This window comes from Pseudomonas sp. D4002 (assembly GCF_013385665.1).
GTDB lineage: Bacteria > Pseudomonadota > Gammaproteobacteria > Pseudomonadales > Pseudomonadaceae > Aquipseudomonas.
The window spans coordinates 379-20,276 of sequence record NZ_JACAPN010000009.1; the positions used below are offsets into that span (position 1 = coordinate 379).

At 60.7% G+C, this 19,898-nt stretch carries 25 protein-coding genes; 11 read left to right on the forward strand and 14 right to left on the reverse strand.

Translation table 11 applies throughout. From position 1 onward, the window contains the following. Window positions 1–51: 51 nt before the first annotated feature. Window positions 52–807, reverse strand: coding sequence for a spermidine synthase (locus HX824_RS02545; protein WP_134326001.1), 756 nt, complete (start codon window positions 805–807; stop codon window positions 52–54). 118 nt (window positions 808–925) lie between these two features. Between HX824_RS02545 and HX824_RS02550 the strand changes: the two genes are divergently transcribed. Further along, the gene (locus HX824_RS02550; protein WP_003218681.1) at window positions 926–2,272 is read left to right on the forward strand and encodes a class II 3-deoxy-7-phosphoheptulonate synthase; all 1,347 of its coding nucleotides are present in this window, start codon (window positions 926–928) and stop codon (window positions 2,270–2,272) included. Here the strand turns inward: HX824_RS02550 and HX824_RS02555 are convergent. Together HX824_RS02555 and HX824_RS02560 are read right to left on the reverse strand one after the other, a co-directional pair. Then, window positions 2,252–3,481, reverse strand: coding sequence for a winged helix-turn-helix domain-containing protein (locus HX824_RS02555; RefSeq protein ID WP_177054103.1), 1,230 nt, complete (start codon window positions 3,479–3,481; stop codon window positions 2,252–2,254). The two genes, HX824_RS02550 and HX824_RS02555, sit on opposite strands and share 21 nt — an antisense overlap. Window positions 3,482–3,526: 45 nt before the next feature. After that, on the reverse strand, window positions 3,527–3,733 hold the full coding sequence (locus HX824_RS02560) for a DUF1127 domain-containing protein (RefSeq protein WP_003218685.1): 207 nt from the start codon (window positions 3,731–3,733) through the stop codon (window positions 3,527–3,529). A 70-nt stretch (window positions 3,734–3,803) separates the two neighbouring features. Here HX824_RS02560 and HX824_RS02565 point away from each other — a divergent pair, with 70 nt between their 5' ends. Beyond that, window positions 3,804–4,685: a LysR family transcriptional regulator gene (locus tag HX824_RS02565; protein WP_023659060.1), complete on the forward strand. Its 882-nt coding sequence runs from the start codon at window positions 3,804–3,806 to the stop codon at window positions 4,683–4,685. Here the strand turns inward: HX824_RS02565 and HX824_RS02570 are convergent. Then, window positions 4,675–5,424: a sulfite exporter TauE/SafE family protein gene (locus HX824_RS02570; RefSeq protein ID WP_087693650.1), complete on the reverse strand. Its 750-nt coding sequence runs from the start codon at window positions 5,422–5,424 to the stop codon at window positions 4,675–4,677. The genes HX824_RS02565 and HX824_RS02570 overlap by 11 nt on opposite strands. Before the next feature lie 108 nt (window positions 5,425–5,532). On the opposite strand from HX824_RS02570, the gene HX824_RS02575 reads away from it, so the two are divergent. The 4 genes from HX824_RS02575 to HX824_RS02590 all read left to right on the forward strand — a co-directional run bounded on the left by HX824_RS02575 (window position 5,533) and on the right by HX824_RS02590 (window position 8,727). Next, window positions 5,533–6,483 carry a LysR family transcriptional regulator gene (locus HX824_RS02575; protein WP_008437773.1) on the forward strand — a complete coding sequence of 317 codons (951 nt, stop codon included), beginning with the start codon at window positions 5,533–5,535 and terminating at the stop codon, window positions 6,481–6,483. Between the two features lie 77 nt (window positions 6,484–6,560). Then, a complete protein-coding gene (locus HX824_RS02580; RefSeq protein ID WP_003218693.1) occupies window positions 6,561–7,013 on the forward strand; it encodes a MarR family winged helix-turn-helix transcriptional regulator in 453 nt (150 codons plus the stop codon). A 252-nt stretch (window positions 7,014–7,265) separates the two neighbouring features. Next, the gene (locus HX824_RS02585; RefSeq protein WP_003218695.1) at window positions 7,266–7,685 is read left to right on the forward strand and encodes an organic hydroperoxide resistance protein; all 420 of its coding nucleotides are present in this window, start codon (window positions 7,266–7,268) and stop codon (window positions 7,683–7,685) included. Window positions 7,686–7,710: 25 nt separating this feature from the next. Further along, window positions 7,711–8,727, forward strand: coding sequence for an alpha/beta hydrolase (locus HX824_RS02590; RefSeq protein WP_102368442.1), 1,017 nt, complete (start codon window positions 7,711–7,713; stop codon window positions 8,725–8,727). Window positions 8,728–8,794: 67 nt separating this feature from the next. On the opposite strand, the gene HX824_RS02595 is transcribed toward HX824_RS02590, so the two are convergent. After that, a complete protein-coding gene (locus HX824_RS02595) occupies window positions 8,795–9,367 on the reverse strand; it encodes an elongation factor P (RefSeq protein WP_003218698.1) in 573 nt (190 codons plus the stop codon). A 49-nt stretch (window positions 9,368–9,416) separates the two neighbouring features. Then, a complete protein-coding gene (earP, locus tag HX824_RS02600) occupies window positions 9,417–10,550 on the reverse strand; it encodes an elongation factor P maturation arginine rhamnosyltransferase EarP (RefSeq protein ID WP_003218700.1) in 1,134 nt (377 codons plus the stop codon). A 131-nt stretch (window positions 10,551–10,681) separates the two neighbouring features. On the opposite strand from earP, the gene HX824_RS02605 reads away from it, so the two are divergent. After that, entirely contained in the window at window positions 10,682–11,050 is a 369-nt protein-coding gene (locus HX824_RS02605; protein ID WP_003218702.1) for a hypothetical protein, read from the forward strand. A gap of 15 nt (window positions 11,051–11,065) precedes the next feature. Further along, a complete protein-coding gene (locus tag HX824_RS02610) occupies window positions 11,066–11,548 on the forward strand; it encodes a GreA/GreB family elongation factor (RefSeq protein ID WP_003218705.1) in 483 nt (160 codons plus the stop codon). A 5-nt stretch (window positions 11,549–11,553) separates the two neighbouring features. Here HX824_RS02610 and cysB read toward each other — a convergent pair whose 3' ends face one another. The 5 genes from cysB to HX824_RS02635 all read right to left on the reverse strand — a co-directional run bounded on the left by cysB (window position 11,554) and on the right by HX824_RS02635 (window position 15,480). Further along, on the reverse strand, window positions 11,554–12,528 hold the full coding sequence (cysB, locus tag HX824_RS02615; RefSeq protein WP_003218707.1) for an HTH-type transcriptional regulator CysB: 975 nt from the start codon (window positions 12,526–12,528) through the stop codon (window positions 11,554–11,556). 104 nt (window positions 12,529–12,632) lie between these two features. Continuing rightward, entirely contained in the window at window positions 12,633–13,133 is a 501-nt protein-coding gene (locus HX824_RS02620) for a universal stress protein (protein ID WP_003218709.1), read from the reverse strand. 63 nt (window positions 13,134–13,196) lie between these two features. Beyond that, window positions 13,197–14,114 (reverse strand): 5'-nucleotidase, encoded by a 918-nt coding sequence (locus HX824_RS02625; RefSeq protein ID WP_003218711.1) that lies wholly within the window; start codon window positions 14,112–14,114, stop codon window positions 13,197–13,199. Window positions 14,115–14,128: 14 nt separating this feature from the next. Next, window positions 14,129–15,091, reverse strand: coding sequence for a putative 2-dehydropantoate 2-reductase (locus HX824_RS02630; protein ID WP_102368441.1), 963 nt, complete (start codon window positions 15,089–15,091; stop codon window positions 14,129–14,131). Continuing rightward, complete coding sequence (locus tag HX824_RS02635) at window positions 15,088–15,480, reverse strand: hypothetical protein (protein ID WP_003218715.1); 393 nt, start codon at window positions 15,478–15,480, stop codon at window positions 15,088–15,090. The genes HX824_RS02630 and HX824_RS02635 overlap by 4 nt, the downstream gene beginning before the upstream one ends. Here HX824_RS02635 and HX824_RS02640 point away from each other — a divergent pair. Continuing rightward, entirely contained in the window at window positions 15,479–15,913 is a 435-nt protein-coding gene (locus HX824_RS02640; protein WP_003218717.1) for a PilZ domain-containing protein, read from the forward strand. The genes HX824_RS02635 and HX824_RS02640 overlap by 2 nt on opposite strands. Window positions 15,914–16,046: 133 nt before the next feature. Next, on the forward strand, window positions 16,047–17,123 hold the full coding sequence (locus HX824_RS02645; protein ID WP_003218719.1) for a 3-deoxy-7-phosphoheptulonate synthase: 1,077 nt from the start codon (window positions 16,047–16,049) through the stop codon (window positions 17,121–17,123). A gap of 114 nt (window positions 17,124–17,237) precedes the next feature. On the opposite strand, the gene HX824_RS02650 is transcribed toward HX824_RS02645, so the two are convergent. Continuing rightward, on the reverse strand, window positions 17,238–17,519 hold the full coding sequence (locus tag HX824_RS02650; RefSeq protein ID WP_003189869.1) for a GNAT family N-acetyltransferase: 282 nt from the start codon (window positions 17,517–17,519) through the stop codon (window positions 17,238–17,240). Window positions 17,520–18,145: 626 nt separating this feature from the next. Between HX824_RS02650 and oprI the strand changes: the two genes are divergently transcribed. Further along, entirely contained in the window at window positions 18,146–18,397 is a 252-nt protein-coding gene (oprI, locus tag HX824_RS02655; protein WP_003172710.1) for an outer membrane lipoprotei OprI, read from the forward strand. Between the two features lie 132 nt (window positions 18,398–18,529). On the opposite strand, the gene HX824_RS02660 is transcribed toward oprI, so the two are convergent. Both HX824_RS02660 and HX824_RS02665 read right to left on the reverse strand, forming a co-directional pair. Next, a complete protein-coding gene (locus HX824_RS02660; RefSeq protein WP_177054104.1) occupies window positions 18,530–19,498 on the reverse strand; it encodes a L,D-transpeptidase family protein in 969 nt (322 codons plus the stop codon). A 72-nt stretch (window positions 19,499–19,570) separates the two neighbouring features. After that, complete coding sequence (locus HX824_RS02665; RefSeq protein ID WP_003218723.1) at window positions 19,571–19,864, reverse strand: hypothetical protein; 294 nt, start codon at window positions 19,862–19,864, stop codon at window positions 19,571–19,573. Between the last annotated feature and the right edge of the window lie 34 nt (window positions 19,865–19,898).

Consider the following 19,898-nt stretch of genomic DNA (forward strand, 5'->3'; position numbering starts at 1 on the left):
GAACCATAAGCGGCCGTTACCGCAGCAACGGATATGTACACAATCAAAACCCTACGTAGCCGGCCGAATCGCCTTGATCAGCGACTGCAACGAATACCCCAACCGCGGCGCCAACGCCTCAGCCCGCGCAGACAACGCCGCCACATCAAGCACCTGATCCAGATCCGCCGGCACCAGCAAAATCACATTCCCCTCCTTCACCGGCAACTCCCAATAATGCCGGTGATACAACCCACGCAACAACGCCGCTCCCAACGGCTTCCCATCATCCGTAGCCCACTGATTAATCACCAACCACCCCCCCGGGTTCAGCTTCTTCTGGCAGTTCTCCAAAAACGTCCAAGCCAGATGCCCAACGCCCGGGCCAACATCCGTATACAGGTCGACAAAAATCAGGTCCGCCGACTCAGCCGAAGGCAGCAATTCCAACGCATCCCCAACGCGGATATACAGCCGAGGATCATCATCCAGCCCCAAGTACTCAATGGCCAGACGCGGCACATCAGGCCGCAGTTCGATGGCCTCAACATCTTCCAAAGGCAAAAACTTCAGACAGGCCTGGGTCAACGTCCCAGCGCCCAAGCCCAGGAACAACGCACTCTCCGGCTGCTCATGGCACAACGCCCCAATCAGCATCGCGCGGGTGTAGTCATACTCCAACCAGCTCGGGTCAGCAGTAAACACACAACTCTGCTCGATGGCATCGCCAAACTCGAGAAAGCGGTAATCGGCCACTTCCAGCACGCGGATCATGCCGAAGTCATCATGGACCTCGGCCAGCAGGCGCTCGACGCGCTCCTCAGACATTGCAACTCCTAACGGCGTGCCAACGGGAAAGCCGGGATTGTGGGCGAACCGGCGGCAGCAGGTCACGTACTAATTGCTGATAACATGACGGCCCGACCGCAAATCACTCGAGTTCATGATGAGCCAACCCTGGAGCCCCGACAGCTGGCGCGCCCTGCCGATCCAGCAACAACCCCAGTACCCTGACGCCGCGCATTTGTCGCAGGTCGAGCAAAACCTGGCGAGCTATCCGCCGCTGGTGTTTGCCGGTGAAGCCCGTGAGTTGCGCCGTCAGTTTGCCGAGGTGACCCAGGGTCGCGCCTTCCTGTTGCAAGGCGGCGATTGCGCCGAGAGTTTTGCCGAGTTCTCGGCGGCAAAAATCCGCGACACCTTCAAGGTGCTGCTGCAGATGGCGATTGTGATGACCTTCGCTGCCGGCTGCCCGGTGGTCAAGGTCGGGCGTATGGCGGGCCAGTTCGCCAAGCCGCGCTCTTCCAACGATGAAACCATCGACGGCATCACCCTGCCCGCCTACCGCGGCGATATCGTCAACGGTATCGGCTTCGACGAAAAAAGCCGCGTGCCCGATCCGGACCGCCTGCTGCAGTCCTACCACCAGTCCACCGCCACCCTGAACCTGCTGCGGGCGTTTGCCCAGGGCGGTTTTGCCGACCTGCACCAGGTGCACAAGTGGAACCTGGACTTCATCGCCAACTCCGCCCTGGCCGAGAAGTACAGCCAACTGGCCGACCGCATCGACGAAACCCTGGCCTTCATGCGTGCCTGTGGCATGGACAGCTCGCCGCAACTGCGCGAGACCAGTTTCTTCACCGCCCACGAAGCGCTGCTGCTCAACTACGAACAAGCCTTCGTGCGCCGCGACAGCCTGACCAACGACTATTACGACTGCTCGGCACACATGCTCTGGATCGGTGATCGCACCCGCCAACTTGACGGTGCCCACGTCGAATTCCTGCGCGGGGTGAACAACCCGATCGGGGTCAAGGTCGGCCCGAGCATGAACCCCGACGACCTGATCCGCCTGATCGACATCCTCAACCCGGACAACGACCCGGGCCGCCTGAACCTGATTGCGCGCATGGGTGCCAACAAGGTCGGCGACCATCTGCCCAACCTGATCCGCGCGGTACAGCGCGAGGGCAAGCAGGTGCTGTGGAGTTCCGACCCGATGCACGGCAACACCATCAAGGCCAGCAGCGGCTACAAGACACGGGACTTCGCGCAGATTCTCAGTGAGGTGAAGGAGTTCTTCCAGGTGCATGAAGCCGAAGGCACTTACGCCGGCGGGATTCATATCGAGATGACCGGGCAGAATGTCACCGAGTGCATCGGTGGCGCACGGCCGATTACCGAAGACGGGTTGTCGGACCGCTACCACACCCACTGCGACCCACGGATGAATGCCGATCAGTCGCTGGAATTGGCATTCCTGATCGCCGAGACGCTAAAACAGGTCAAGCGTTAAAAGCTCTACCCGCAACCGTGCCGCACTGGCCCGCTGGCAATTGAGCTGTATCTGCTCAAGCCCGAGCCAGTCGGCCATCTGCCGCAGATTCAGGGCCAGCGCGCGCATGCCCTCCTCGCCCAGCCCCGGCTCTTCCTCGTGAACGGCATGCACCGCCAGGCGTCCGGCCGCCCGCTCCGCCCGCAGATCCACGCGCGCGGCAATCCGCTCGTTGTGCAGGAACGGCAGCACGTAGTAGCCATATACCCGCTTGTCCTGGGGCGTGTAGATCTCCAGCCGATAGCGGAAATCGAACAACCGCTCGGTACGGCTGCGCTCCCAGATCAGCGAATCAAACGGCGACAACAACGCGCTGGCAGGCACCTTGCGCGGGACTTTCGGCTCGGGCAGGCAATAGGCCGGCTGTTTCCAGCCCTGCACGTCGCAGGTGATCAATTGCCCATCCTCGACCAGCTCCGCCAGGCGCCCACGGCTGTCGGCCGGGTCCAGACGGAAGTAGTCGCGCAGGTCTTTTTCAGTGCCCACCCCCAGCGCCGTGGCGCTGTGCAGCAGCAAACCGCGTTGCGCCTCTGCCTCGCTCAACGGGGCTTGCTGGAGAATGTCGGCCGGGATCACACGCTCCGGCAGGTCATACAAACGCTCAAAACCCCGCCGCCCGGCGACGGTCACCTGGCCGGCGGCGAACAACCATTCCAGCGCATGCTTTTCATCGCTCCAGTCCCACCACGGGCCGGCGCGCTCCTCGCGGGTCGACAAACTGCCCGCACCCAGGGCGCCTTGTTGTTCGACGATGCCCAGCACCCGGGCGATGGTGGCCTGCTGCTCGCGACCAAAACGCGCCATTTGCTGATAGATCCCCTGCCCCCGGGCCGCCCGTTCCATGCGCCAGCGCATCAATGGGTACAACGCCATTGGCAACAACGACGCCTCATGGCCCCAATATTCGAACAGCGAGCGGCGCCGCCCCGAACTCCAGGCGGCCTGCTCTAGAATCAACGGAGAGTAATGCCCCAGACGGGAAAACAGCGGCAGGTAGTGCGAACGCACCACCGCATTTACCGAATCAATCTGCAACACGCCCAAACGCTCAACCAGGCGATTGACCTGCGCCGCCTTGATCAACGCCGGCGGCTGGCGCCCGGAAAAACCCTGGGCGGCCAGCGCCAGGCGTCGCGCCTGCTTGAGGGAAAAGGACAGTTCTGCGGGCATGGGCATCTCCTTGTGTGCTCGCGAACCACCCTACTGCATCCCGAGTCATTTTCGCAGCGGGTCTTCCCAAAAATGCCGGCGGCTTTCCTGCTCGACATCGCCACGGTTGAGCCCGATGTCCTTGAGCGCCTCATCGCTCATGCTCATCAACAGCTGACGCTCACGGTGCACGGCCATCCACCGGGAACCCAGTTGAAGCAGCCCGGAAAACGGCCGCTTCGCCATCAGTACAAAGCCTCTTTGACCTTTCATCATCTCGCCCTCCAGTGGGGATGACTGAAGTCTGTGCCTGGCGCTATGATCAATCCAACGAATGTTTCTTATGCAATACATCTCGGAGATTGATCAATTGTCCAGCTACCCGAGTATCGACACCGAGGTGCTGCGCACCTTCGTCGCCATCGCTGATCAAGGGGGCTTTACCCGCGCCGGCGAGCAGGTCAACCGCACCCAGTCGGCGGTGAGCATGCAGATGAAACGCCTGGAAGAAGATGTGTTGCAGCGCAAGTTGTTCGAGCGCGATGGTCGCCAGGTGCGGCTGACTCCGGAGGGCCAGGTGCTATTGGGCTATGCCCGCAGGATCCTGAAGCTGCACAGCGAGGTGTTCAACACCCTGCGCGAGCCGCACATGGTCGGGTTGGTGCGCATCGGCACCCCGGACGATTACGTGATGCGCTACTTGCCGGGGATTCTCAAGCGCTTCTCCAAGGCTTACCCGCTGATCCAGATTGAAATGCACTGCGAGTCGTCGCCGGTGCTGATGCAGCGCCGGGACCTCGACCTGACCGTTATCAGCCGCGAACCGGGAAATGAAATCGGCGAACTGCTGCGCCATGAACGCATGGTGTGGGTGGCGGCGCCCTGCTTCTGTATGGATGAGCACAGCGCCCTGCCCCTGGCCATTTCCGGCCTCGACAGTTTTTGCACGCAGTGGGCACGCGCCGCGCTGGACGCCCAGGGGCAGGAGTACCGACTGGCGTATCACAGCTCCAACGGGGCCGCGATCCTCGCAGTGGTGGGTGCCGGCCTGGCCGTCACGATCAATATGGAAAGCCTGGTGACCGAAGACCTGCGCATATTGGGCACAGCGGACGGTTTTCCGCCGCTGCCGTCGGTCAACCTGCGGCTGTTGCGCAACCCGCGCACCACCTCGCCGATTACCGAATGCCTCGCCGAATACATCCTCGAAGGCTTCAAACTTTAAACGTCAGCATCACCGCACACACCGCCAGGAACCCGCAGAACAGCCCGCGTAACATGCGCTCAGGCATGGCGTGGGCGACTTTCACGCCCCAACTGATACTGAGCAAACCGCCGACGGCCAAAGGCACGCCGATCAGCCAGTCCACTTCGTGGTGCCAGGCGTAGGTCACCAGGGTCACGCTGGTGCTCGGCAGCGCCAGGGCCAGCGACAGCCCTTGGGCCACCACCTGGCTGGTGCCGAAGATGCTGGTCAGCACCGGCGTGGCAACCACTGCACCGCCCACCCCGAACAAGCCACCCATGGAGCCTGACGCCGCGCCCAACACCCCAAGCCACGGCCAGGAATAACGCATCTGCGCTGACGGCGGTGCATTGTGGGTAAACATTCGCAGCAGGTTGTAGGACGCCAATACCAGCAGAAACGCGATAAAACCCACCCGCATCACGTCAGCATCGATCCCCACCGCCCAGATCGAGCCCAGCCAGGCGAAGGAAAAACCCATCACGCCCAACGGCAGTGCATGACGCAATTCAATCCGGTTGCGCTGGTGATAACGCCACAACGCCAGCATCACATTCGGCACCACCATCACCAGGGCCGTGCCTTGGGCGATCTGCTGGTCGAGGCCGAAAAATACCCCCAGCACGGGAATGGCAATCAGCCCGCCGCCGATGCCGAACAAGCCACCGACCGTGCCCAACGCTACGCCCAGCATTAAATACAACGCTAAATCTGCCACCCGCTCGCTCCTGCTGTTCCCAGGCTTTGCATGCTACGCAGTCCGCTCTGGTGCGGAAACGCACAGCAACGCACAATGGCTGTGCCAATCTCGCACAAGCAGACGCTGATGAACCCCAATACATTGACCGATCAACTGAGCCTGTTTCTCGACGTACTGGAAGCCGGCAGCTTTTCCGCAGCCGCGCGCCGTCACCCGCTCACGCCCTCGGCCGTGGCGCGGCGCATCGACAGCCTGGAAAGCTCGGTGGGTAGCCGGCTGTTTCAACGCAGCACCCATGCGGTGGTGCCGACGCCCGCCGGCCTGGCGTTTGCCGAGCGCGCCCGGCGGATTGTCAGCGAGCTGCAACTGGCGCGGGCCGAGGCGGTGTCGCTGAGTCATGCGCCTGAAGGCTTGATCCGCGTGGACGCACCGGCGGCTTTCGGCAGGCGGCATTTGGCGCCTGCCATCGCTGACTTTCTCAACGTCTATCCGGGACTGGACGTGCACCTGCACTTGATCGACAGCTTTGTCGACATGCAGGGCGAGCATCTGGGCAAGGTCGACCTGGTGCTGCGGGCCGGGCATATCGTCGACACCCGGCTGATTGCCACGCCACTGGCCAGCATCGTGCGTATCGCTTGCGCAAGCCCGGCCTACCTGAAAAGCCGTGGCACGCCGACCCATCCCAGCCAGTTAAGCGAGCATGACGGCCTGGATTGGGAAGGCCTGGCACCGATGTTCGCCTGGCGTTTTGAGCTCGATGGGCGCAAATCCACCTACCGCCCGCAGCGCATTCGCATGAGCGCCAATAACGCCGAAGCCCTGCTTTCAGGCGCGCTGGCCGGACTGGGTGTTGCGCATCTGCCCACCTGGCTCGCCAGTGAATACCTGGTGCGCGGTGAACTGGTCCCGCTGTTCTGCGAGAACGGCCTGCCGACGCCTGAAACCGCGGGCATCTATGCGCTACGCCTAGAGCAACACGCCAACGCCCGCAGCCGCTTGTTGCTGGAATACCTCAAGGCGCGCTTCAGCCCTGTGCCGCCCTGGGACCTGGCACTGCAAAGCGGCCTGGGTTGACCGGCCGGACAGAATTGTCTGGCGCGTTAAAGATTTGCCCGCTAGATTCGAAACCAGACACGTTTTAAGGCACTGCCATGACCAAGCCCCTCGATACCTGCGAATCCTTGTTGCTCGACAACCAACTGTGTTTTGCCCTGCATTCCACCTCGTTGTTGATGACCAAGGTCTACAAACCGCTGCTGCAAGCCCTCGGCCTGACCTATCCGCAGTACCTGGCCATGATGGTGCTGTGGGAAGAGGATGGCTTGACCGTAGGCGAAATCAGCAATCGCCTGCTGACGGATCCCGGCTCCCTGACGCCGCTGCTCAAGCGCCTGGAAGCCGAAGGCCTGCTCAGCCGCACCCGCAGCCGCGAAGACGAGCGCGTGGTGGTGGTTGAATTGACCGAGGCCGGGCGCGCCCTGCGGGACAAAGCCATGGATATTCCACAGTGCATCCTGGGCGCCAGCGGGCTGGACATCGAGCAGTTGCGCAAGCTGCAGGGCGATTTACTGGCACTGCGAAAAAACCTGCAAGTCTCCCTCTAAAGGCACCACGCATCAAAAATGTGGGAGCGGGCTTGCTCGCGAATGCGGTGGATCAGTCAATGCATCTAGTGACTGTCACACCGCATTCGCGAGCAAGCCCGCTCCCACATTTGTTTGTGCAATGCCTGGCTATCAAAGCACGCAAAATATTTTCCAAATATATCTTGCGCACTAACTATTAGCGCGATACATTCAACTCGCCACTTACTTAGCGCGCAAACATTTAGCGCAAAGACTGACGAGGAAATCACCATGCAAGCTCTCTACACCGCAGTAGCCACCGCCACCGGCGGCCGTGATGGTCGTGCTGTTTCCAGCGACAACATCCTCGATGTAAAACTCTCCACGCCAAAAGAACTGGGCGGCGCGGGTGGCCAGGCCACCAACCCGGAACAACTGTTCGCCGCCGGTTACTCCGCCTGCTTCATCGGTGCCCTGAAATTCGTCGCCAGCCAGACCAAACGCAAAATCCCGGATGACGCTTCGATCACTGCCCACGTCGGCATCGGTCAAATCCCCGGCGGTTTCGGCCTGGACATCGACCTGCACGTCAGCTTGCCCGGCCTGGCCCAGGACGACGCGCAAAGCCTGGTCGACGCTGCGCACCAGGTCTGCCCTTACTCCAACGCCACCCGTGGCAACGTCGATGTACGCCTGCACGTAACCGTCTGACCCACGCGGTTTTTTGGAGAAGAACATGAACACATTTGGCAAAGTACTCACCGGCACCCTGCTCGCCTTCTCGATCACCAATGCCTTTGCGGCCAGCGGTGACGTGGAACACAACACCCAGGCGTTTCTCGATGTACTGAACGCCGGCACCGGCAAACCGATGGAGCAACTGACGCCCAGGGAAGCCCGTGCGGTGCTGACAGGTGCACAGTCAGGCGTGAAACTGACGCTGCCCAAGGCCGACGTGAGCCAGAAGACCATTCAAGTCGATGGCCAGCCGCTGAGCCTGACCATCGTGCGTCCGGCCGGGGTCAAGGGCACATTGCCGGTGTTCATGTTCTTCCACGGCGGTGGCTGGGTACTCGGGGATTTCCCGACCCACGAGCGCCTGGTGCGTGACCTGGTGGTGGGGTCGGGAGCGGCGGCGGTGTTCGTCAACTACACGCCATCACCTGAAGCGCACTACCCTGTGGCGATCAACCAGGCGTACGGGGCAACCAAGTGGGTGGCCGAACACGGCAGCGAGATCAACGTCGATGGCAAACGCCTGGCCGTCGCCGGCAACAGCGTCGGCGGCAACATGGCAGCGGTGGTCAGCCTGATGGCCAAGGACAGGGGCACTCCGTCAATCAAGTTCCAACTGCTGTTGTGGCCGGTGACCGACGCCAACTTCGACACCGGGTCCTACAACCAGTTTGCCGAAGGCCACTTCCTGACCCGCAACATGATGAAGTGGTTCTGGGACAACTACACCACCGACACCAACCAGCGCGCCGAGATCTATGCGTCGCCCCTGCGGGCAAGCACCGCGCAGCTCAAGGGTTTGCCACCTGCGTTGATTCAGACCGCAGGCTCGGACGTGCTGCGTGACGAAGGCGAAGCCTATGCCCGCAAGCTGGATGAAGCCGGTGTACCGGTGACCGCCGTGCGCTACAACGGCATGATCCATGACTACGGTTTGCTGAATGTCGTCAGCCAGGTACCGGAGGTTCGTTCGGCGCTGCTGCAGGCGTCCGAGGAACTGAAGCAACACTTGAAGTAAAAACCGGCACCCACAAAAAAGCCCGACTCATGGTCGGGCTTTTTTTATCGTACCGGTGGCGCAAGAATTACTTCTTGGCGCGACCTTTGTACGAACCACCTTCACGGGTGTCGATCTCGATCAGGTCGTCGATTTCGATGAAATCGGCTACTTGCAGTTCGGTACCGTTAGCCAGCTTGGCAGGCTTCATCACCTTGCCCGAAGTGTCGCCGCGAGCGGAACCTTCGGTGTAGGCAACCTTACGCACGATAGTGGTCGGCAGCTCTACGGAAACCAGACGGTCTTCGAAGAAGATAGCTTCGCAGACGTCTTCCATGCCTTCTTCCACGAACGGCAGAACGGCTTCGATGTCTTCAGCGTTCAGCTCGTACATGGTGTAGTCGGTGGTGTCCATGAACGTGTAGGTGTCGCCGCTGATGAAGGACAGGGTCGCTTCTTTGCGGTCGAGGATCACGTCGTCCAGTTTGTCATCGGCGCTGTAGACGATCTCGGTCTTGTAACCGGTCAGCAGGTTCTTCAGCTTGGTCTTCATGATTGCGCTGTTACGACCAGACTTGGTGAACTCAGCTTTCTGAACCAGCCAAGGGTCGTTTTCGAGACGGATCACTGTACCGGGTTTCAGTTCTTTACCAGTTTTCATTGCGAATATCCGAAATTTGGATGGGATTTACAAAAATCAAGGTCGCGTATCATATCCAATTTACATAAAACTGTACCAGCGCCGTCGCAAGATCGGTCCGCGAGCCTTGTTCCAGAGCCCATTTCTCGGCGTTCGCGGTCACTTCCGGCCAGTGTTCCAGCAGCATTTTCCAGCAAAGTGCCATATCGCCATCAGCGTTCCAGGCCTGCCAAAGGCCGACCAACGCGACTTTCGCAGCCGGAGACAGACCTTCGGTATACAGCTCAAGGAACGCATCGAGCTTGTCCAGGTGAATGTCTTCGTCCTGGCGATAGATATGCCACAACAGTGGCCGCCCGGCCCATTGCGCCCGCACGAACGAGTCTTCGCCGCGCACGGCGTTGAAGTCGCAGCACCACAACAGCCGGTCGTATTGCTCCTGGCGCACAAACGGCAGCACTTGCACGGTCAACCCGTCGCGCCGGTGCACATCACCTACTTCCAATGACTCGACCCCCAGCCAGCCCTGCACATCTCCGAGGATCCGCCCTTCCGGCACCAGCAGATGAGTGGCGCGCCCATCGGCCGCCAGCACGTCGAGCCAACTGGCCAGCCCGGCGTTTTCATAGGCGAACAACGACATCATCCGCGCACCGTCCACCGGGAAAACCCCAAGCGCCTGCAGAAACTGCTGCCGGGCGGCGGCGTCTTGCTGGAAGGCATCGCGCTGTTCCAGCAGCCCCGCCTCACGCAATAAACCGCCGGTGCCGGGACGGAATCCGGGAAAGAAGAAGTACTTTTGCACGCCCTTGAATTTCACCGAGGGCAAACCGTGGCAGCCGACCACCCAGTCTTCGGCGCTCAGGTAATCCAGGTTCATCCACAGCGGCGTGCGGTCGCGTGCGGCCATCGCCTCCATGTAGTCAGGCGGCAATTGACAGGCGAACGCAGCGATCACCACGTCTGCCGCGTCGGTCGCCGGCCAGTCGGAGGGCCAGTAGCGCACGTCGACGCCCTCTTGCCATTGCTGGTGCACCTGCACATCAATCTCGGGGCACATGCGTTCGAACGCCCGCAGGTCATCGACCCACAAGCGCACCGCACACCCTTGTTCCGCCACCAATTGCCGGGCCAGGCGCCAGGTCACGCCGATGTCGCCGTAGTTATCGACGACGCTGCAAAAAATATCCCAGCGGGCTTTCATTCCGGGCTCCAACGCTCAAAGGCTCGATTGTCCGTATAAATGCCTCGATACAGAAGGGTTGATCGCGATTATTCTGCGCGCGGCTGTGGGACAATCGGCGCCATGCCGCACGTGCCTGCCAGGAGGCCACCATGTCTGATCGTTCGTTCTCGCTGTTCAAGCTCAGTATCGCCGTGGCCTTCGGCCTGTGGCTGGGGTTTATCGCCATTGTGCTGAGCGTGTGGCTGGCTTCCCGCTACCTGCCCGAGCAAACCGTGGCGCCGGTGGCCCGAGTGGTGCAGCAACTGGGCAAGCCGGAGGTGGTTGCACCGGAGCCGCCGAACCGGATGTTCGAGCAGTACCAGGAGAACCTGCGCAAGCAGGAGCAACAGCAAACCCTGGACCAGGCCCGCAACAACCCGCGTAACCTGTCCAACCCCAAATGCCAGTTCTGGCTGCAACAGGACCAGAACGCCCCCAACGACAAGAGCCGGGCCAACGTCCTGCAATTTTGCGATTGATCACGAAAGCCGCCCATGAATAAACACGCCGTTCACCAGTTGGTTTTGGACAAACTCGCGGTCGATCTCGATATCGCCCAGCGCGCTGCGCAAACCGCGTACGAAACCGCGACCCACGAAGAAAACATCGCCGAGAACAAGTACGACACCCTGGGCCTGGAGGCTTCTTACCTGGCAGCCGGCCAGGCCCGACGCGTCGAGGAGATCCGGCAGGCGCTGACGCTCTGCCAGAACATGCAACTGCGGGCCTACGATGACCAGCGCGGCATCGAAGTGGGCGCATTACTGGGGTTGGCAGATGAAAACGATCGCCAGCAGTGGCTATTCCTGGCGCCGGACGGCGCAGGCTTGAAGGTCGATGTGGTGGGGCAACCGGTGACCGTCATCACCCCACGCTCGCCCTTGGGCAAAAGCCTGTTGGGCAAATTCGAAGGGGATGAGGTGGAGATTCTGGTGGGGGGCGCTCGGCAACAGTTTGCTGTTACCGAGGTGAAGTAAGCCGATCAGTGAACCGGTAGTTCTACGCCGTCGAACAGCTCTTCCAGTTCCTGCTTGTTGTGGCACTGGATGGCCTTGGCCATCACTTCGCGCGTCAGGTGCGGCGCGAATTTTTCAATGAAGTCGCACATGAAACCACGCAGGAAGGTGCCACGACGGAAGCCGATCTTGGTCACGCTGGACTCGAACAGCTCGCTGGCATCGAGCACCACCAGGTCGTTGTCGAGCTTGGTGTCGACCGCCATCTTGGCGACGATACCGACACCCAGGCCCAGGCGCACATAAGTCTTGATGACGTCGGCATCAGCCGCGGTGAACACCACTTTCGGCGTCAGGCCACGATGGCTGAAGGCTTCATCGAGTTTCGAACGGCCGGTGAAACCGAACACGTAAGTCACGATCGGGTATTCAGCCAGGGCTTCCAGGGTCAGCTTCGGCAGCTTGGCCAATGGGTGACCTTGTGGGACCACGACGCAACGGTTCCAGCGGTAGCACGGCATCATCACCAGGTCGCCGAACAATTCCAGCGCTTCGGTGGCAATCGCGAAATCGACGGTGCCGTCGGCGGCCATCTCGGCGATCTGCATCGGCGAGCCCTGGTGCATGTGCAAGGCCACGTCCGGGTACTGCTTGATAAAGCTGCTGATCACCGGCGGCAGCGCATAACGCGCCTGGGTGTGGGTGGTGGCGATCGACAGGGTGCCCTTTTTCTCGTTGGAGAATTCCTGGGCGATCTGCTTGATGCTTTCGACCTTGCGCAGGATCTCGCCGGCGGTGGTGATGATGCGCTCACCGGCCGGGGTGACACGGGTCAGGTGCTTGCCGCTGCGTGCGAACACTTCAACGCCCAACTCATCTTCGAGCAGGCGGATCTGCTTGCTGATACCGGGTTGCGAGGTGTAAAGGCTTTGAGCAGTAGCGGAAACGTTGAGGTCGTGGTGCGCCACTTCCCAGATGTAGCGCAGTTGTTGAAGCTTCATATGTGTCCCTCAAAGCGGATAGACGCCACGGGTATCAGCGACGGTATATAACTATATTAAAGGTTAGACGGATAAATCTAGAACTTTTTATCGTTTTCTACCAATCACACGTCGTCACTGCGTCGACGCTGCAACAGCGGCACCAGGTACACCGGCACCTGGGACAGCTGCAGCACCCGTGCGGCGGTTCTCCCCAGAGGTGTTGCCACCCCGACCGCCTGGCTGTGACTACCTACGATCAACAAATCCACAGAGAGTTTCTGCGACTGGTCGAGAATCACTTCACAAGGATCACCCTGGATCACCCGCACCGAACGGATCAACTTGAGGTCCTGCTCCCCGTCCCCCAGCTCCTCGCGAAAACTGTCGAGCACCCGTTGTTCGATGGTCGCCATCACCGTCGTCAGGCCCTGACTTTGCCATTCACTCAAGGCCTTCTCATCAAGGTAGCTCTGCAACACCGATTCGGCGAACAGCCCGATGGGCTCGACCACGTGAATCACATACAGATCAGCCTTGAACGTTCGCGCCAGCGCCAGGGCATGTTGCATCACATAGGGGGCATACAGACCGAGGTCAGTGGCGTACAGCATCGAACGAATCATAGAACCTCCTGGGCAGCCAGGATGGCGGGGATTGATTCAGCTTAGCAGCGCCTTTGGCAGTGCTCAGCCCTCGGTCTGAATTTTCAACTCGTTACTGATGCCATGGGGTACGTGGCCGGTAGCCACGAACTCCCGGGCCTTCTCGCAATGCCCTTCCTGGTCATCGAAAAACACATCGGCGGCGAAGGCTTCGAGGAACGCCGACTTCTCCAGGCCACCAAGAAACAGCGACTCGTCGAGACGGATATCCCACTCGCGCAGCGTGCGAATCACCCGCTCGTGGGAAGGCGCCGAACGGGCGGTCACCAGCGCAGTGCGGATGGGGCAGGACTCGTCGGGGAACTCGCGCTGCAACAGGTTGAGTGCCGCCAGGAAGCCCTTGAATGGGCCGCCGCGCAACGGCTCGCGGGCGGATTCGCGCTCGCTGGCCTGGAAGGCTTCAAGGCCGCCCGACTGATAAACGCGCTCGGACTCGTCGGAAAACAGCACCGCGTCGCCATCGAAGGCGATCCGCAATTCAGCACTGGAGGCCCGACCTGCGCCGCCCGACAGAATCGTCGCTGCGGCAAACCCGGCATCCAGGGCGCTGCGCACATCCTCGGCATGGGTGGACAGAAACAGGTGGCAGCCAAACGCCGCCAGATAAGGATAAGGGCTGCGCCCGCCGACAAACGCCGCGCGGGAGATGTCGAGCCCGTAATGCTGGATCGAATTGAATACACGCAAGCCGGTGTCGGCACTGTTGCGCGACACCAGCACCACCTCGACCCGGGCGCGGCCGAGGCTGGCGTTGAGGCTCAGGAGTTTCTTCACCAGCGGGAAGGCGTCACCGGGCTCGAGGGTTTCTTCCTCGTGGTCGATCTGGTACTTGCGGTACGCCTCGACGCCTTGGGCCAGGTAGACCTTGTGGCTCTCGCTCAGGTCGAACAGCGCTCGCGAGGAAATCGCCAGCACCAGTTTGTCGCCCAATCCCTTCGCCATGGTGTTCCCCCCAATCAGCGGTTATGCCGATCCATAAAACTCAAGGCCTGATACAGCGCCTGCATGCGTGGCAATTCACAACCCGCCGCGTTGGCCGCGGCCAAGGGGCGCGCGTAGATCGCCGCCAGTTCCAGCGGGCGCTTGTGCACGTAATCGTGATACATGCTGGGCAAGTAGTCATCCATGCTCTCGGTCATGGTGAACATCTGCCCGGCGTAACTGGCGGGAATCTCATGCCCGCAGGCGTGGGCGCCCTGCACCACTTCGGCCATCAGCGCCTGGATCAGTTCGCGGCTGGACTCATCCGCCATCATCGCCGTGGTGCCCGTGCCGAACACTACCGAGAGACCGTTGTAAGGCACGTTCCACACCAGTTTATGCCAGCGCGCCTGGTGCACATTGGCCATGGCCTGGGAATCGATACCGGCCTGGTGAAACAGCGCGGCGCCTTCTTCGACGATGGCTTGCCGACCGTTGTCATCGTTGGCCGCGGGGCCACTGTGGTAACCCAAGTTGACCCGGCCCAGCGCCTGATGCTCGACGATCCCGGGACCGGAACGGTGCACGCCGATGTAGCACAAGCCACCCAGCAGGTGCAGCGACGGCGGCAGGTGTTCACGCAGGCTGTCCTCTACGTCGAGGCCATTTTGCAACAGGATTATCCTGGCGTCCGGGGCGGCAACCTGAGCGATGGTCGGGGCCAGCTCGACATTCCCGGTCGATTTGGTGCCCACCAGCAGCCAGTCGCACGGCGGCATGTCGGCGGCGCGGGCATAAGCCTGTACCGGGTGAAGGTGCACGGTTCCGTGGATCGTGCTGTTGAGTTGCAGGCCGCGCTCGCTGACCGCCGCGTACTCGCTGCGCAGCAGGAAATGCACATCGAAGCCGGCGCGCGCGAGCATCACACCGTAGTAGCCACCAATGGCCCCGGTGCCGATGATCCCGATCCGTGGCGACTGTTTTGTTACTTCGGTCATGGCAACTCCTCTGGTATTCGTTTGAGCGCCTGCTGCACACCTTGAGTCAGGTCGCTGGCGGTCAGACGCGTCAGTGACGCTAATATTCCATGGAATTTCCCGTCACACACCACAAACAACGCCGGCAGGTGAAAGATCTCGTAGCGCTCCACTGCCCCGCCATTGTGACCCGCATCCACCCAGCACACCCGGTCCACCGGCAAGTCCCAACCCGGCAGTTGCTGGTGCAGGAAGCGGCAACGCGAGCAGCCGTCACCGGTAAACACCACCAGGGACGTGCCGGGAAGCCCCAGTAATTGCTGGTCGATATCCAGGTCGGTAAGTTGCAGCTCTTTCACTATACTGCTGCCACCGCCGTCAACTGGACGGTGCTCGGAGTCCGTGTGCATGGGTCGTTTCTTTCCTCACCCTGATGATGTCGCTGTCGAAATAACCCAACGCCCCATTTCCGGCATTTCCCGCCAACGGCTGCACACTATCGGCCTGGGCGGCGTCGCATGCAATTGCCCGCGCGCCTGGCGCCAGGGCGCGGCCATCGAGTTGCACATCCCCTCACTGGGCCAGACGGCCCGCTATCCGGGCTATGTGGCATGGTGCCGCAAGGCCGAAAACGGCTACCGCGTCGACATTGCCTTTACCGATGAGCAGGCCTTGTTCGGTGCGCGGATGGGTGAGCAAGTGTGCCAGATCGAACGGTACTGCCGCCTCCACGAAGGCGTCGAGCCCACACCCGGGCAGAGCGAAGCGCTGGCCCGGGAATGGGTCACGCGCCATGCCGGCGAGTTCTCCCATGAGGCTTTTGTGCTGCCAGCGCTGGATTAAAGCGGACGTTGCCCATTGTCTCGCAGCCTTGTAACGCGCTAAGGTTCCGCTCCCCGCTGCACTTAAATCATGCTGTGCTCCGCCGCACGGGGATCGCTGGCGGCCGGCACCCGTGACCCTGACGAGTAACACGATGGCTGATTTACCGATCAACGACCTTAACGTCGAATCCAACGAGACCCTGATCACGCCCGATCAGCTCAAGCGCGAAATCCCCCTGAGCGACGCTGCCCTGCAGACCGTCACCAAGGGCCGCGAAGTCATCCGTGAGATTCTCGACGGCACCGACCACCGCCTGTTCGTGGTCATCGGGCCGTGCTCGATCCATGACCTCAAGGCTGCCCACGAATACGCCGAGCGCCTGAAGGTGCTGGCGGCGGAAGTGTCCGACACCTTGTACCTGGTGATGCGTGTCTATTTCGAGAAGCCGCGTACCACCGTCGGCTGGAAAGGCTTGATCAACGACCCGTACCTGGACGACTCGTTCAAGATCCAGGATGGCCTGCACATCGGTCGTCAATTGCTGCTGGACCTGGCGGAAATGGGCCTGCCGACGGCAACCGAAGCCCTGGACCCGATTTCCCCGCAGTACCTGCAAGACCTGATCAGTTGGTCGGCAATTGGTGCACGCACCACCGAATCCCAGACTCACCGCGAAATGGCTTCCGGCCTGTCCTCGGCCGTGGGTTTCAAGAACGGTACCGATGGCGGCCTGACCGTGGCGATCAACGCCCTGCAGTCGGTCTCCAGCCCGCACCGCTTCCTGGGCATCAACCAGGAAGGTGGCGTGTCCATCGTCACCACCAAGGGCAACGCCTACGGTCACGTGGTACTGCGTGGCGGCAATGGCAAGCCCAACTATGATTCGGTCAGCGTGGCCTTGTGCGAACAGGCGCTGAACAAGGCGAAGATCAAGCCGAACATCATGGTCGATTGCAGCCACGCCAACTCCAACAAGGACCCGGCCCTGCAACCGCTGGTGATGGAGAACGTGGCCAACCAGATTCTGGAAGGCAACCAGTCGATCATCGGCCTGATGGTCGAAAGCCACCTGAACTGGGGCTGCCAAGCGATTCCAAAGGACCTGGCCGACCTGCAATACGGCGTGTCGATCACCGATGCGTGCATCGACTGGTCTGCCACCGAGACCACCTTGCGCAGCATGCACGCCAAGCTCAAGGACGTGTTGCCCAAGCGCCAGCGCGGCTGAGCACAGACTGCGGACACAAAAACGCCGGGCTAAACCCGGCGTTTTTTTTGATCGTTCCCCCGCCCTGCGTGGGAATGCATCCTGGGATGCTCTGCGTACCGCCCTACTCAATGCTCAAAGCTTCGCGGCATGGCGCTGGTGGCGCTCCATGTAGCGCTCAACGTAGGAGCAGGACGGGATCACCGTATAACCTGCCTCTTCGGCGAACTTCAACGCTTCCTCGGTCAGCGCGGCAGCAATGCCACGGCCGCGCAATGCGTTGGGCACGAAGGTGCGATAGATATCCAGGGTCTGCTTCCCGAGATCCATATAGGTCAGATAGGCACGATGACCGTCCACATTGGTCTCGAACTGATGACCAGCCTGGTCATGGTGGATGGACAACGCCTCGCTCATCACTACTCCTCGCGGGTCTTGGTTTCTGACCCCTACCTTACCGATGTTTTTCCGGCGAAGGAACATCTACGCCACCCGGTGCCGGTTTCGACAACGAGAAAAGCGGCCAGTGCCTTGCACTAGCGCTCACAACCAGCACAGGGAAATAGTAGGCGCCAATCGCACAATTGCTCAAGACGCGCTCGTCTTCCGTTGCGCTGGCGGACATAGAAAGGGCCAATCGAGATTCCTTACGTCGATGGCCTGAACATTGCCGGCAGTTGAAGCTTGAGACGAACACGCGCTCTTAAAGTCACCTCAACATGCACAAAAGATACCGAATGGCGAAAAGACAATCTGAACAATAGTGTCAGGGACGATATATAAAATGACTTATGTTTACATGGCTTAACACATGCCAGCCGGCCCTTTCAGGCTGGATCCAATCCTCGGCCGAGTGCAAAAATCTGCATATTTTTTATACAGACTCTCGAAAGATTAGCCAAAATAGATTGGACGCGAGAATTTTTTTTGCTTCTTGCGCTACGTCAGTTTACTTACTACAAGTAATGGGTAGTATGTACGCCGGCTATTAGCTCACTCTGAGAAAGTAGCCATTTAATAGAAAGTCCTTGAAGGGGAACACGATGAACAACGTTCTGAAATTCTCTGCTCTGGCTCTGGCCGCAGTTCTGGCTACCGGTTGCAGCAGCGTCTCCAAAGAAACCGAAGCTCGTCTGACTGCAACTGAAGACGCAGCAGCACGCTCCCAGGCTCGTGCAGACGAAGCCTACCGTAAAGCTGATGAAGCTCTGGCTGCTGCTCAAAAAGCACAACAGACTGCTGACGAAGCTAACGAGCGCGCTCTGCGCATGCTTGAAAAAGCAAGCCGCAAGTAATAATCCTCCGGGGTTGTTATCAAGCCGATCCATTCTTGGATCGGCTTTTTTTTGCCTGTGATTTGGCTGGATTCCAGACAATAAAAAACCCGTCACCGCGCGAGGCGATAACGGGTTATGGATCGTGCAGGCTTACTGCTGCAGATCGACCGGCGTACTCGACACCATCGGCGCCCCGCCCGGCACACCGATTTCCGTCGGGATACCGTCTTCGGCCGCAACCACGTCACGCACCTGGTCCCAGTTGACCCGCAGGTTGCTGGACAGGTCTTCACGCTTGAGCAAGGCGTTGATGACGGCGGTGTGCTTGTCGACGACCGATGGGGTGCCATCGTCGTTCAGCGGCGTATGGGCTTCCAGATAGACCTTGCCCCCGGCCGCGCCGAACTTGTAGGCGTCGTTGATAATCCGCACCGACGTGCCCACCGGCACCATGTCGGCCATTTCCAGCACGTTGTTGTTGAACATGCGGAAGCAACCGTGGCTGGTACGGGTACCGATGCCGAACTTCATGTTGGAACCGTGGATCAGGTAGCCCGGCGTGCCGAGGGTGAACTTGAACGGCCCCAGCGGGTTGTCCGGGCCGGCCGGCACGACGTTGGGCAACGGGTCGCCATTGGCGGCGTGTTCTGCCTTGATCGAGGCTGGCGGGGTCCAGGTCGGGTTCGGGATCTTGCCCGTGATGGTGGTGTGGGCCACTGGCGAGCCCCAGCCTTCACGGCCAATCCCCAACGGGAACGTGTACACCACGTTCTGGCCCTTGGGGTAGTAGTAGAGCCGGTACTCCGCCAGGTTGATCACGATGCCTTCACGCGGGCCGGGCGGCAGGATGAAGCGCGTCGGCAACACGATCTCGGTACCCGCTCCCGGCAGCCAGGCATCCACGCCCGGGTTGGCCGCGACCATCTCCGAATAACCCAGGTCGTAGGTGGTGCCGAGGTCCGCGAAGGTATCTTCGTACTTGGCCTTGATCACCTGGACCTGGCCAACGATATCTTCACCCGGTGGCGGCAAAGGCAACTGCAAGGCTGCAGCAGAACCGGCCGCGCAGAGCGCAGCGAGAGACAGGCAGCAGGTGACGGCGGAAAGGCGCGACAACATCCGGGAATTCCTTCGCAGATCGACGGGTAGTAGAAAATGGATTGTACACGGCTGCCCGGCGGGCACCCATATTCAAAGCTCGAAGCGCAGCTCTGGCCAGATCGGCGGTGTGCCGCGTTTTTGCGACTCGAGGATCGCCCGGCACAGGGGGCACAAACGCTGGTCCTGGAAGATCGAGCGATCCACCGATGACCAGCGCGGCTGGGCAGGCAACAACGTGCCGCAGAGGGTGCGGTCGATGGACCCGCCCAACTCCAATTGACGCGTCACCAGATGCACCCGGACTTCCTGGCAGGCGAACAGATCCAGCTGTTCGTCAGGCTCGATCAGTTGGTAGGCAAACAGTGACCAGGCAGGACGCGACATCGGGGGCTCCAAATCGGGGGGGCGCCACCTTAGC